Genomic DNA, 13,239 nt, shown 5'->3' with positions numbered 1-13,239 from the left:
GCCCATAACAACGACAGTAGGTCGAGTTCATTTTTGGTGACGAGGAGTAGACAGTTGATTCAGCGAATTTCCGCTTTTTTTACTCAGGTGGTGCACAGGATTTTGCCCGACCCCCTGATATTTGCCATCCTTCTGACCGTCGTGACCTTCGCGCTCGCGCTTGGTTTGACGCCTAAGGCTCCAGCCGATCTCGTGATGCTATGGGGCTCCGGCTTCTGGAATCTGCTCGCATTCTCGATGCAGATGGCGATGATTCTTGTGACCGGTCACGCTTTGGCGAGTTCGGGCCCGGTCAAGCGAATGCTGTTTGCTTTGGCGAGCTCCGCGCGTACACCGGGCCAAGGCGTGATGCTGGTGGCGTTCGTAGGCGGGGTTGCCTGCGCCATCAACTGGGGATTCGGTCTGGTCCTTGGTGCGATGCTTGCTCGTGAAGTCGCTAGACGCGTTCCGGGAACGGACTACCGCCTCCTCGTCGCAAGCGCCTACATGGGGTTCCTGACGTGGCACGGTGGCTTGTCCGGGTCGGTCCCGCTCGTGGCAGCGACCAAAGGCAATCCCATGGAGAAGACAGTCGGGCTGATTCCGGTCTCCCACACAATTTTCACGGGTTACAACGCGTTTATTACCATTGGCCTCATCATTCTTTTGCCGATTCTGGCGAGACTCATGATGCCGAAACCTGAGGATGTCGTCACAGTTGACCCAGCCCTTTTGCAGGACCCACCGAGCGTTGAGCGCAAACTTTCTCCTAACGCAACGACGGCCGAGCGGATGGAGGAAAGCCGTGTACTAGCGTTCCTCGTGGCCGCACTGTGCGCCGCGTTTCTGGTGATCCGATTCGTCAAGAAGGGCTTTGTACTCGATATCGATACCGTCAACCTCGCGTTTCTCGCGGCAGGTATCGTGCTTCACAAGACGCCGATGGCATACGCGCGCGCTGTAGCCGGTGCAGCGAAGGGCGCGTCCGCCATCATGATCCAGTTCCCCTTCTACGCGGGTATTCAGGCCCTCATGGACCATTCGGGGCTGGCCGGCGTCATCACGAAGTGGTTTGTCGACATCGCGAACGTCCACACCTTTCCGCTTCTGGCGTTCCTGAGCTCGGCACTCATCAATTTCGCCGTGCCATCAGGGGGCGGTCATTGGGTCGTGCAGGGACCATTCGTCATGCCGGCGGCGCAAGCGCTCGGCGCGGACCTCGGCAAGTCCGCGATGGCAATTGCTTATGGCGAAGCGTGGACGAATATGGCGCAGCCGTTCTGGGCACTGCCTGCGCTTGCGATCGCCGGTTTGGGCGTTCGAGACATCATGGGCTACTGCGTGACAGCGCTTCTGTTTTCAGGCGTGATTTTTGTGGCGGGCTTGTACTTGTTCTGAAGGTCGCGGTCCGCCTCAAATGAGGTGGGCCGCCCAGGAAGGCAAGTCTTCTTCCGTAGCGGACCGGCTCGCTTCACTCGCGATAACGAGCCGGTGTCGGACGGTGTCTATTTTTCCGACGCACGCGCCGGGAGCGCTTCTTCAAGTACTACGCGATGCCGCGTCAAGCTGGTCAAGACAATCTCGCTGAGGCCTTCCCCTGCGCCCCGGTCCAGATGATCCACCATCGCTTGCCGCATGCGTGGTTCCCAGAATTTTCGCATGTGATCGACGATATCCGCCATCGCGCGATCCCGGTTTGGCATTGCCTCAAAAAAGTCGCCAATGCGATTGGCCATACGGACCAGGCTCTGGCTATCCATCTTCTTCCCCTCATTACCCTTTTCAGTCGTATGCCGGCATGCGCCGGCTCCACCCGCCTCGCGACTTCTCGCAAGCGGATCACTCCCCTGCTGCGGTCGGTACGCGCGCGCGCTCCAGCAATTCCTCCTGGATCTGCGTGAAACGCGAGTACTCGCGTTGCCACTCCGAGGGCTGCGTCACCGGCATGACCTGCACCGCCGTGACCTTGTACTCGGGACAGTTGGTCGCCCAATCGGAACTGTCCGTCGTAATGACATTGGCCCCCGACTCGGGGAAATGGAACGTGGTGTACACGACGCCGGGTTGCATGCGCTCAGTCACGAGCGCTCGCAATACGGTCGAGCCGGCACGGCTTTCGATACCGACCCAGTCACCATCGACAATCCCACGATCCTCCGCATCGACCGGATGAATCTCCAACCGGTCCTCGGCGTGCCACGCGTTATTCTCGGTGCGACGCGTCTGGGCTCCAACGTTGTATTGCGACAGGATCCGGCCGGTGGTAAAGAGCAGCGGGTACTTGCGCGTGACTTTCTCGTCCGTGGGTACGTACTTCGTGATCAGGAAACGGCCTTTGCCCCGCACGAAGCGATCGACGTGCATCGTGTCCACGCCTGCTTCCGGCGTGTCGTCGTTACAGGGCCACTGGACACTACCCAGGCGTTCAATCCTCTCGAACGATACCCCACGGAACGTGGGTGTCAGCGCGGCTATCTCGTCCATGATCTCGCTGGGATGCGCGTAATTCATCGGCAGGCCGAGTGCGTTGGCAAGTTTGACTGTCACCTCCCAATCGGCATAGCCCGCCAGCGGCGGCATCACCCGGGTTACGCGCGAAATGCGGCGTTCCGCGTTAGTGAACGTGCCATCCTTCTCGAGAAAGGACGAGCCAGGCAGGAATACATGCGCGTACTTTGCGGTCTCGTTCAAGAAGATGTCCTGCACGACGATGCACTCCATTGCCATCAATGCCTCGGCGACATGCTGCGTATCGGGATCGGACTGCACAATGTCCTCCCCTTCGCAATAGAGTCCGAGGAAGCTGCCCGACACCGCGGCGTCGAACATGTTGGGCAATCGCAGACCCGGCTCCGGATCGAGCGTCACACCCCAAGCCGCTTCGAATTCGGCTCGAGCCGTGCTGTCCGAAATATGGCGATAACCCGGCAGTTCATGCGGAAACGATCCCATGTCACAGGATCCTTGCACATTGTTCTGGCCTCTGAGCGGGTTCACCCCCACCCCTTCCCGTCCAATATTGCCGGTCAGCATGGCCAGGTTCGCGATTGCCATGACTGAGGTCGCACCCTGGGCATGCTCGGTCACGCCGAGGCCATAATAGATGGCCGAATTCGGTCGATGCGTGGCGACATCAGCCGCCGTACCTTCGCTTTTTCCTGTCGAGTAGAGTCTCGCCGCGGCACGAATCGTTGCCGCTGGCACGCCACAGACCGACTCCATCGCTTCCGGCGAACTCTCCGGCTGACGAACGAACTCGAGCCATTCGGAAAAACTCTGCGCGTCGCAACGCGCGGCAACGTAGGCTTCGTCCCACAGACCCTCGGTCACGATGGTGTGCGCCATCGCTGTCAACACAGCGACGTTGGTCCCGGGCCGCAACTGCAGATGATGTTCGGCACGAATATGCGGCGACTTCACGAGATCGATCACCCGTGGATCGATGACGATCAAGCTGGCCCCTTGGCGCAGCCGCTTTTTCATGCGCGAACCGAATACCGGGTGGGCATCCGTCGGGTTGGCACCAATGACGAGCACCACGTCCGACTTTTCGATCGACTTGAACGTCTGCGTTCCCGCCGACGTGCCATACGCCTGCCCCAACCCGTAACCGGTCGGTGAATGGCAAACCCGTGCGCACGTGTCGACGTTGTTGTTGCCGAACGCAGCGCGCACGAGCTTCTGCACGAGATAGGTCTCTTCGTTCGTACAGCGCGATGACGTTATGCCGCCAACCGATTCGCGACCGTGCTTCGCCTGGATCCTTTTGAACTCGCTCGCCGCGTAGCCAATCGCCTCGTCCCAGCTGACCTCCCGCCAGGGGTCCGTGATCTTCGCGCGGATCATCGGCTTGGTAATGCGATCCTTATGTGTCGCATAGCCCCATGCGAACCGGCCCTTGACGCACGAATGCCCCTCGTTCGCCTTGCCGTCCTTCCAGGGCACCATGCGGACGACCTGGCTGCCCTTCATTTCGGCCTTGAAGCCGCAGCCCACGCCGCAGTACGCGCATGTGGTAATGACGCTGTGTTCGGACTGGCCGAACTGGATGATCGACTTTTCCTGCAGCGTAGCCGTCGGACATGCCTGAACGCAGGCACCACAACTGACGCACTCGGAGTCGAGAAAAGACTCTCCCATCCCCGCCGAGACACGCGAATCGAAACCGCGCCCGCTGATCGTCAGGGCAAACGTCCCCTGCGTTTCCTCGCAGGCTCGCACGCACCGGTTGCAAACGATGCACTTACTCGGATCGTAGGTAAAGTAAGGATTGGATTCATCCTTTTTGCTGTTCAGGTGGTGTGCGCCGCCATGCTGGTCTCCCACACCATACCGGACGGCGCGCAGGCCCGTCACGCCCGCCATGTCCTGGAGTTCGCAGTCACCGTTCGCGGCACAGGTCAGGCAGTCCAGGGGGTGATCGGAGATATAAAGCTCCATCACGCCCTTTCGCAACTCCTGCAGCTTCGGTGTCTGTGTGCGCACCTTCATGCCGGCTTCGGCCGGCGTCGTACACGAGGCGGGGAAGCCCTTGCGGCCATCGATCTCGACAAGGCACAGGCGACATGAACCGAATGGCTCCAGACTATCCGTCGCACAAAGCTTCGGAACCTGGACCCCGGCGTCCACGGCTGCCCGCATCAGGGACGTACCTTCGGGAACGCTAACGCTGACACCGTCGATTTCCAACGTCACTTCCCTCTCCGCTTCGCGTCGGGGTGTGCCGTAGTCGGTGTGTTTAAGATGATCGAGCATGTTGTTTCCTCTTCTCAGGCGATTGCTCAGACGTCGGACGACACGGCAGTCTCGACAATGCCGAAATCCGAGGGGTAGTGATTCAAGGCGGACAGCACGGGGTAAGGTGTCATCCCACCCATTGCGCAAAGCGAGCCGTTCAGCATCGTGTCGCACAGGCTGCGCAACAGCGTGACCTGTTGCTCTACAGCTCCGGACTCGCCAGCAGCGGCGATGCGGTCGATCACTTCAACGCCGCGCGTCGATCCGATTCGGCAGGGCGTGCATTTTCCGCACGACTCCAATGCGCAGAACTCCATCGCATAGCGGGCCAGCTGCGACATATCAGCGGTGTCGTCATGCACGACGATGCCGCCGTGCCCGACGACCGCGCCGACGGCAGCGTAGGCCTCGTAGTCAAGCGGCACGTCCCATTGACTCTCCGGCACGTAGGCGCCCAGGGGGCCACCGACCTGCACGGCCTTGACAGGCCGGCCGGAACGCGTGCCACCACCGAACTGATAGATCAGCTCACGTAGCGTGACGCCGAACGCCTTCTCGACCAGCCCGCCGTATTTGATGTTGCCCCCCAACTGGATCGGCAACGTGCCTCGCGAACGGCCCACGCCGTAGTCGCGATAGAAATCCGCGCCGCGCGCCAGCACGAGCGGGACACTGGCGAAGGTAATCACATTGTTGATCACCGTGGGTTGCCCGAAGAGGCCGTGCAAGGCGGGCAGCGGAGGCTTGGCCCGCACGACACCCCGCCTGCCCTCGATGCTTTCGAGCAGAGCCGTCTCCTCCCCGCACACATAGGCACCTGCCGCCTTGCGTACGAAGAGCCGGAACGACCGGCCCGATCCTGCCACGTCATCACCCAGGAATCCCGCCGCCTCTGCCAGCCGGATGGCTTCTCGCATCGTTGAGATCGCGTGAGGGTATTCCGAGCGAATGTAGACGTAACCTTGAGTCGCGCCAACAGCGAGTGCGGCGATCGCCATGCCCTCGATCAACATGAACGGATCACCTTCCATCGTCATGCGATCGGAGAAGGTGCCCGAATCTCCCTCGTCGGCGTTACAAACGATATATTTTTGTGACCCGGCAGCGTTCTGGACCGTCTTCCACTTGATGCCCGCCGGAAACGCCGCTCCACCGCGACCTCGCAGTCCGGATCGCGTCACCTCTTCGACGATCGCCTCAGGTGTGAGGGTCGCAGCGCGCCGCAGTCCCGCGAAACCGTCCAGTTCCTCGTAGTCCGCAATGGCCAACGGATCGGTCACTCCCATGCGTGCAAAAGTCAGCCGCTCCTGCATCGCAAGGTAAGGAATGCGCTCCGTGAGACCCAGTCGCAACGGGTGCTCAGCGCCCGAGAGCATGCCTGCCTCGAGCAACCCAGGCACATCCGCGGCCGTTACCGGTCCGTAGGCGATCCGCCCAAGCGGCGTGGCAACTTCCACGAGCGGCTCGAGCCAGAACAGACCGCGAGACCCATTACGTACCACGGATACCGGCAGGTCGCGGGCAGTACATTCAGCCAGCAGCTTTGCGGCCACCTCATCGGCGCCGCAGGCGAGCGATGCCGAGTCTCGAGGGATATAGACTTTGACGATGCTCATGACCCGACCTCCAGTTCCGAAACGAGGTTGTCGAAGCTATCCGGTGTCACCCGCGCGTAAGGACGTCCGTCCAGCGTCAGCGCGGGCGCCGCGCCGCATAGACCCAGGCAATACACGGGCTCGACACAGAATTTGTTCGACGGATCGCTGTCGGACCCAGAACATCCGAGCCGCGCCCGGATGTGGCTCACCAGTGCGTCGGAGCCCATCGCCTGACACGCTTCAGCTCTGCAAACCTGAACGATATGGCTCGCGGGTGGCTCTGCGCGAAAATAGTGGTAGTAGGTTACGACACCATAGACTTCTGCCCGGGACAGGTTCAGTGCCTGCGCGATCCTGGAGATCGCGTCGCCCGGAATATATCCGAGGGCATCCTGAACGTCGTGCAGAATCGGCAGCAAGGCGCCGGGGATGGCGATATGCGCGGTGATGGCTTCGTCCACGGGATCTGCACCGCGGCTAGGGACTGTCATCGAAAGAATCTCATAAGCTGCTTGTAGGGAAACCGCATTCCAATGCTGGCTCTAGCCAAACGGGGGTACCTGTCCTCCCACGTCGACTGAGTCATGACGGCCATGTTAGGGCGACAGTCATTCACGCGGAAGTACCAGTTGACACCAAAACGAGCGCAGCAGCGCCGATCCGAGGCAAAGATCGGCGCCAGGCAGGATAGTAGATCGTCCGCCTTTCGTTTGCCCGTCAACTGATGCTGAATGAAGGTTAATGCGTGCTTTCTTTGATTGCAATTCGATTTCCGGGGGCTAAGCGCCCTGCGCAGTTTCAACATTCGAGCTTGTCAGTCCGGAAAACGTATTTCTCTTCCGCGCCTGCGCCTCCTCACTAACGCTATTCGACGTGAGGAGGTGTTTCAAATGAATGAAATGGCACCGGACTTGGCAAGGTCCACTCCAGACCCTCCGCACCGTCCCACGGCTTAGCCTGAGCCATTGCGTGCCCCGTTCCGCGATAGGTAGGCAACGCCACCCAGAACAGGAAATAGACCTGCAAAAGACCGAAACCGAAAGCGCCAATCGTGGCAATCTGGTTGAAGTCGGTGAATTGCGCGGGATAGTCCGCATAGCGGCGGGGCATGCCCGCCAGACCGAGGAAGTGCATCGGGAAAAAGGCGATGTTGAAGAAGATCATCGAGCCCCAAAAGTGAATCTTGCCTCGCACCTCGTTGTACATATAGCCGGTCCACTTCGGCACCCAGTAGTACCAGCCGGCGAAGATGCTGAACAGGGAGGCCGCAACCATCACATAGTGGAAGTGCGCGACGATGTAGTACGTGCCGTGCAAGGCGACGTTCAACGGCGCCATCGCCAGCGTCACGCCGGTCAAGCCGCCCACGAGGAACACAAAGATGAAGCCGATCGCGAACAGCATGGGCGTTTCGAAGGTCAGCGAGCCGCGCCACATCGTTGCAACCCAATTGAAAACCTTGACGCCGGTGGGAACCGCGATCGTCATTGTCGCGTACATGAAGAACAACTGGCCCGTGACCGGCATGCCGGTCACGAACATATGGTGAGCCCAGACCATGAACGACAGAATGCCGATCGAAGCCGTCGCGTAAACCATCGACCCATATCCGAACAAACGCTTACGCGAAAAGGCGGGCACGACCTGCGAAATCATCCCGAAGCCCGGGAGGATCATCACGTAGACCTCGGGATGCCCGAAGAACCAGAAGATGTGCTGGTAGAGCACCGGGTCACCGCCGCCGGCCGCGTTGAAGAACGAGGTCCCGAAATGGCGGTCGAACAGCACCATCGTGACCGCCCCCGCGAGCACTGGCATGATTGCAATCAGCAAGAACCCGGTGACTAGCCAGGTCCACGCGAACATCGGCATCTTCATCAGGGTCATCCCAGGCGCGCGCATGTTCAAGATCGTTACGACAATGTTGATCGCTCCCATGATCGACGATGCACCGGCGATATGGATCGCAAAAATCGACAAATCCATGCCCGAGCCCATCTGAGTGGACAGCGGCGCATACATCGTCCACCCTGCTGCAGGCGCCCCACCTGACACCCAGAACGAACTGATCAGCAGCACGCTGGATGCCGGCAGCAACCAGAAACTCAGATTGTTCATCCGGGCAAACGCCATGTCGGATGCCCCGATCTGCAGTGGAATCATCCAGTTTGCAAGGCCGACGAAGGCCGGCATGATGGCCCCAAAGATCATGATCAGCCCATGCTCAGTCACAAGCTGGTTGAAAAACTCCGGCCTCATGATCTGCAGCCCAGGCTCGAACAATTCGGCTCGAATCAGCAGCGCCATCACCCCACCGATCATCAGGTTGGTGATCGAGAACAAGAGATAGAGCGTGCCGATGTCCTTGTGATTCGTCGCCAATAGCCATCGGCGCCAACCGACAGGAACGTCATGCGAATCATGGTGTTCAGCAACGGTGCCGGAGGTCACTTCACTCATTTTTATTCCTGTGCCAAAGTTTTAATGTGACTCGATGCCTTCATGCGCTCCCATCGCTTGCGACGCCGTAGAGACATGACGTATCCGATCGGGTTGAAAAAATTCAGAATCAGATACAACAGCTTCGCTCGATGCCGCGCGACCCGTTCTTCGAACTCCTCAACTCTCACACCTTCGTGATCCGTCGGTACCGGCAGTACGTCAGCGCCCTGAAACTGGAAGGCTTGCAGCGCGCCCAGATAGGTCGGTGCCTCGACCGCAACGCCGTCACCCAGATGACCAGCACGCGTGTGATCAAGTCGATAACGCGACGTGACGCACTCGCATACGGTAATGTTTCGATAGTCAATTCAGGCTGGCTTCCAATAGCCGCATCCAAATGATCAGGAAGGACGGCAATCCTTCACAGTGGCCCGCACGACGACGCTTTTCTTCTGACACGAAGCATAGGAAAATGACGGATCTAGTCATAGCAGCAGATAGCGATTCTTTTACGGCAGCAGTTTCCTGTGCGCGGATGATGGTAGGTTCGATGAACAGATACGAAGTGCTGGCCAATGCAATGGCCGCGGAAATTCGCTCGGGCAGTATCGCCGTCGGCTCGCGCATGCCCTCTCTGCGCCAGATCATCGCGCAACACGGTGTGAGTCAATCCACGGTGTTTCGTGCGTACTGCCTGCTTGAGGAGTGGGGCCTGGTACGTGCACAGGAACGCTCCGGCTATTACGTAGCGCCCGGCGCGAATGTCACCGCCGCGCGAGCGCCTCATGTGGCTGCGCTCGCCGAATCAAGCAAAGTCGACATCAGTGACCTGGTGTTTTCCGTGCTCGACGCAGCAAAGACGCCGGGCATCGTGCCGCTGGGCTCGGCCTTTCCTTCCCCTCATCTCTTCCCACTACCGCGTCTTGCGAAGTCGCTCGCACAGGCCTCGCGACTGATCAGTCCGTGGAGCACCGTGGTCGATCTGCCGCCGGGCAATGAACACCTGCGCCGTCAGATCGCTATGCGTTACATGGGCATGGGCCTGTCGCAGCCCATGGAGGAAATCGTCATTACCAACGGCGCGCTGGAGGCACTGAACCTTTGCCTGATGGCGGTCACCCGTCCTGGCGACGTGGTCGCCGTAGAATCGCCGGGCTTCTACGCTGCGCTTCAGGCCATCGAGCGGCTGGACTTGCGGGCCGTCGAAATCCCGGTTGATCCCGTGACTGGCCTCGATCTCGACGCGCTCGCCGACGCCTTGAAGAAGCATCCGATTCGGGCCTGCTGGTTTATGACGAACTTTCAGAACCCGACCGGGGTGACACTCTCGCTTGAGAAGAAGAAGGCCCTCGTCGAATTGCTCGCGCAGCATGAGGTGCCGCTGATCGAAGATGACGTCTACGGCGAACTGCATTTCCAGCCCGAGTATCCAGTGCCTGCATTGGCATTCGACAAACAAGGGCTCGTCATGCACTGCAGTTCGTTTTCGAAGACCCTCGCGCCAGGCTACAGAATCGGGTGGACGTCTGCCGGCCGGTTCACGGACAAGGTTCAGCGGCTAAAACTGATGACCACGCTGTCGGCCAGCATTCCGGTACAAGCGGGTCTTGCCGACTATCTCCAGCATGGCGGCTACGACAGGCACCTGCGCAAATTGCGTGCAGCCTTGAACCAGCAACTGAGCGAAATGGACAGCGCCATCGGACGTTGGCTACCTCACGGGACTCGCCGCACGCATCCGAGCGGCGGCTATTTTCTCTGGCTGGAATTTCCCGAGGCGATCGACGCGATGGAGTTGCACCGTCTTGCAATCGAGCAAGGCATCAGCCCTGCTCCGGGCCCGATCTTTTCCGCCACGCATGCATTCGAACACTATGTGCGACTCAACTTCGGTCATCCGTGGAGTTCCAAGATCGACGACGCGATCCGGGTACTGGGCGACCTACTCGGCCGCCCGTCGGTGCGCGCCAAATAGCAACACCCTCCCCGTCGCGCATTTGATGATCTTCTTGCTTTCCACGCCTGATTCGCGTGAAGAACCAGCGTCCCCGCAATCTTATGTCAGTTAGTCAGGATCGAGCGACGCTTAAAGGTCAGGCAAAGTACTCGTCGGAAAGCAGGAGGTCTTCGAAGAATGCGCCGAAGCGGCCCTCCGGATCGCGTACGTGTATTTCGAGAATCCACCGCATGGCCGATGGACTGGCGTCAAATTCTGCGAGCGAACCAGTATAAATGGCCGCGTGAGGAAAATCTGATACGCGGTGACCCGGTAGATCGAAGTTCAATTCCCACCCCATCGAACGTGCCTTGCTGTCGGCGAAGGCGTACAGTGCCTGCCCCGTCAGCTTATCCTTGGTCCAGACGTGACGTACCTCATGAAACAGCGTCTCGGCATCCCGCGCGCAACGCTCATATTCGCTGTTCTTCCCCACGGTGAAAGAGGCACCACCATCCCCCTCCCAAGCTTGTACGCGTGGAGCGATATCCAGGAAGAAGATATCGTTTTCCTGCAGGATCACGCCCGGCACCGACGCCTGCTTCATGGGCTTGATGGTGTTGATGCCGAAGCGCACACGGGTCGGGTGCCAGGTCAATTCCATGCCTGAATCGATTAGCGTTTTCTTTGTAAGCTCGACCGCATCTTCTTCCACCATCCCCGGTTCAATGAGTGCCGAGACGTCCTGGATTGCCTGGCGGGTTTTCTGACGTGCCAGCAACATGCCATCGACGGAAAACGCAGGTCCAACTCGTTCGGCCGCAACTTCAGCAGAAATAGCCATGTTGTAGATCTCCGTTATACGGCGCAGGCGGGATGCCGCGCCAATACCCTGGAGTATGAAAGGACTACTGGTAAAGCAGAACCGCTTCGAGGGGCATAAGAGCGCCACATTGAGGGCGTATCAGGCCAACCATGCATGACGCGAGGAGAGAGCGTAAGTAGCAACAACTGTGTGTGTACGTTCTCTGCCAAAGTGATGCTAAATGCGGTCACCGGTACTGACTAGACCGCTCTTCCCATCATGTTTCAGTAACCTACTGATTCACTCCGTTTACTCTTCACACCGATCTCCCCCCATGAGAACCATTGCACTGGTCGCCTTTTCCGGAGTCCAATCGCTGGATGTCAGTGGACCCCTCGATGTCTTCGCGGAAGCTAACCGGTTCCTGTCGCCTCAAGCGTCCTACCGACTGGAAATCGTGGGGCTCGAGCATGGCCCGCTGCAATGCTCAAACGGTATGCGAATCGTCGCGGACTGACCTTGCCCCTGTTTCGCGAATCCCATAGCTGAAGAATTTATGCGGCTCGTCCCTGCTGAGCTGCGAACCAGTTTTTCTCGAACGTCATCGGGCTGACGTAGTTCAACGTCGAATGTAGACGACGTGAATTATAAAAGCCGAGCCAGTCGACGATTTCATCCATTGCCGCCCGCCGGGTCGCAAAGTGCTGTCCATGTAGACGTGCAACCTTCAGCGAACCCCACAGACTTTCCGTCGGGGCATTGTCCCAACAATCACCGCGCCGGCTCATCGACGAGCGCATGCCGTAGGCCTTCAACGTGCGCTGGAACAGCCCGCTGCAATACTGGCTACCGCGGTCGCTATGCACAATGACGCCAGCCCGTGGACGGCGCCGGAACCATGCCATACGCAGCGCATCTGTGACGAGCTCCGCTCTCATGTGTGGCTGCATCGACCAGCCCACTAACTGTCGGCTGAACAGGTCGATAATGACCGCCAGATAGACCCAACCCTCGGCTGTCGCACAGTACGTGATGTCGCTCGTCCAGACCTGGTTCGGTGCTGTCGCCGTGAAGTTACGCTCCAACAGATTAGGAGCCACCGGCAGGTTGTGATTCGAGTTCGTTGTCGCGATGTACTTGCGCTTGTGTTTCGCGCGGATACCATGCTGCGCCATTAGCTTGCGAACACGCTCCTTGCCCACACGCACGCTGCGCGCAACCAGTTCTTTCCACATGCGCGGCCAGCCATATTCGCCCTTGACCTGCGCGTGAATTGCCTTGATGTGCGCGAGCAGGGCATCGTTGCTGATACAGCCTCTGTGCGGCTTGTCGCCGCCGGTGCGCTGCTGGCGCTGATGATATCCGCTGGGGCTGATTTCCAGCGCTTCACACAGGACTGAGACTGGCCAGTGGTGTCGATTCCGGTCTATGAACGCGCACTTCACATCGACTCCTTCGCGAAGTACGCTGCCGCTTTTTTTAAAATATCTCGCTCCATTTTCAAGCGAGCCACCTCCGCACGTAACCTCGCCAATTCCATCTGCTCTGGACTGACTGGCTTCGCACCGGCCCCGACCAGTTTGCCTTCCCGGTCCGCCTTGACCCAGTTGTGAAGGGTCTGTTGCACCACGCCCAGCGTCGCCGACACTGCCGCCAAGCTTTGACCGCTCTTCACCAGTCGTACTGCTTCCAGTTTGAATTCGAGCGTGTACTGCGCCCGCTTTGCCTTGCCTGTCATCGTT

At 59.3% G+C, this 13,239-nt stretch carries 9 protein-coding genes; 2 read left to right on the top strand and 7 right to left on the bottom strand.

Features of this window, described 5'->3' with window-relative positions; translation table 11 throughout:
• Window positions 1–54 precede the first annotated feature (54 nt).
• Entirely contained in the window at window positions 55–1,377 is a 1,323-nt protein-coding gene (locus HV670_RS07530; protein ID WP_175104313.1) for a TIGR00366 family protein, read from the top strand.
• Between the two features lie 107 nt (window positions 1,378–1,484).
• Here the strand turns inward: HV670_RS07530 and HV670_RS07525 are convergent, their stop codons facing one another.
• The 5 genes from HV670_RS07525 to ctaD form a co-directional block, all read right to left on the bottom strand.
• Window positions 1,485–1,739 carry a formate dehydrogenase subunit delta gene (locus tag HV670_RS07525; RefSeq protein ID WP_175104138.1) on the bottom strand — a complete coding sequence of 85 codons (255 nt, stop codon included), beginning with the start codon at window positions 1,737–1,739 and terminating at the stop codon, window positions 1,485–1,487.
• A 79-nt stretch (window positions 1,740–1,818) separates the two neighbouring features.
• On the bottom strand, window positions 1,819–4,734 hold the full coding sequence (fdhF, locus tag HV670_RS07520; RefSeq protein ID WP_175104137.1) for a formate dehydrogenase subunit alpha: 2,916 nt from the start codon (window positions 4,732–4,734) through the stop codon (window positions 1,819–1,821).
• Between the two features lie 26 nt (window positions 4,735–4,760).
• Window positions 4,761–6,332: a formate dehydrogenase beta subunit gene (locus tag HV670_RS07515; RefSeq protein WP_175104136.1), complete on the bottom strand. Its 1,572-nt coding sequence runs from the start codon at window positions 6,330–6,332 to the stop codon at window positions 4,761–4,763.
• Window positions 6,329–6,805 carry a formate dehydrogenase subunit gamma gene (locus HV670_RS07510; protein WP_175104135.1) on the bottom strand — a complete coding sequence of 159 codons (477 nt, stop codon included), beginning with the start codon at window positions 6,803–6,805 and terminating at the stop codon, window positions 6,329–6,331. Before HV670_RS07510 ends, HV670_RS07515 begins: the two co-directional genes overlap by 4 nt.
• Before the next feature lie 373 nt (window positions 6,806–7,178).
• Window positions 7,179–8,774 carry a cytochrome c oxidase subunit I gene (ctaD, locus tag HV670_RS07505; protein WP_175104134.1) on the bottom strand — a complete coding sequence of 532 codons (1,596 nt, stop codon included), beginning with the start codon at window positions 8,772–8,774 and terminating at the stop codon, window positions 7,179–7,181.
• 532 nt (window positions 8,775–9,306) lie between these two features.
• Between ctaD and HV670_RS07500 the strand changes: the two genes are divergently transcribed.
• Window positions 9,307–10,731, top strand: coding sequence for an aminotransferase-like domain-containing protein (locus HV670_RS07500; protein WP_175104133.1), 1,425 nt, complete (start codon window positions 9,307–9,309; stop codon window positions 10,729–10,731).
• Window positions 10,732–10,849: 118 nt separating this feature from the next.
• Here HV670_RS07500 and HV670_RS07495 read toward each other — a convergent pair whose 3' ends face one another.
• Together HV670_RS07495 and HV670_RS07490 are read right to left on the bottom strand one after the other, a co-directional pair.
• Window positions 10,850–11,536: a M24 family metallopeptidase gene (locus tag HV670_RS07495; RefSeq protein WP_175104132.1), complete on the bottom strand. Its 687-nt coding sequence runs from the start codon at window positions 11,534–11,536 to the stop codon at window positions 10,850–10,852.
• Window positions 11,537–12,051: 515 nt separating this feature from the next.
• Window positions 12,052–13,235, bottom strand: a protein-coding gene (locus tag HV670_RS07490) for an IS3 family transposase (protein WP_175104131.1) whose coding sequence is annotated in 2 segments (ribosomal slippage) — window positions 12,052–12,968 and window positions 12,968–13,235 — 1,185 coding nt in all. Because the reading frame shifts where the segments join, the coding sequence is not laid out codon by codon here.
• Window positions 13,236–13,239: the final 4 nt, after the last annotated feature.

Source organism: Pararobbsia alpina (assembly GCF_902859895.1).
Lineage (GTDB): Bacteria > Pseudomonadota > Gammaproteobacteria > Burkholderiales > Burkholderiaceae > Pararobbsia > Pararobbsia alpina.
This window is presented reverse-complemented; position numbering and strand designations above follow the sequence as displayed.